Origin of the sequence: Cellulomonas citrea (assembly GCF_009829685.1) — a bacterium.
GTDB classification, from domain to species: Bacteria; Actinomycetota; Actinomycetes; order Actinomycetales; family Cellulomonadaceae; genus Cellulomonas; species Cellulomonas citrea.
The window spans coordinates 1-513 of the sequence record NZ_VWSD01000403.1; the positions used below are offsets into that span (position 1 = coordinate 1).

Below are 513 nucleotides of genomic sequence, written 5' to 3' on the forward strand. Positions count from 1 at the left end.
TGGCAACTTGCCATACATGTCATTACCCGCCAAATCACGTGTGGTATATTCAAATTGCACCACAGCAAATACAGGATTTCCTTTTACACCATCAATCTTGGCATCTTTAACAGTGAGCAAAGATGTTCCATCTGGACAATCTGAGAAGAATTGACGTGGCGAACCTGTAGAGTTATCCATGATTGGCTTATTATTAATATCATAATAACCACCAGCCAAGATCTTCCCACCTTTTCCATCATTGACCATATCGCCTGTTTGGAAGAAGGTTTTATAAGCAAGTTTGTAGTCAGTCTTGGTATTATCATCCCAAGTTACAGCTAAACCAGAAGCAACTGTTGTTGTGGCCATTGCTGCTGCATTTGCTAATGTTGGTGCATCCATTGGTGTAAATGTTGCAGATTTTAATTTAGCTGGATTGATCGGTGGTTTAACTGCAGTATTTTTATCATCATCATTACAACCTGCAAGTGTGGCTGAAGTTGCCATTGCCCCAAGTGGAAGAAATGGAAT

The 513-nt window shown here is 40.2% G+C and carries 1 protein-coding gene; it reads right to left on the reverse strand.

Features of this window, described 5'->3' with window-relative positions; genetic code table 11:
- Window positions 1-513, reverse strand: a 513-nt coding sequence (locus F2B26_RS17825; RefSeq protein ID WP_201292837.1) for a hypothetical protein, incomplete at both ends; no start/stop codon positions are given.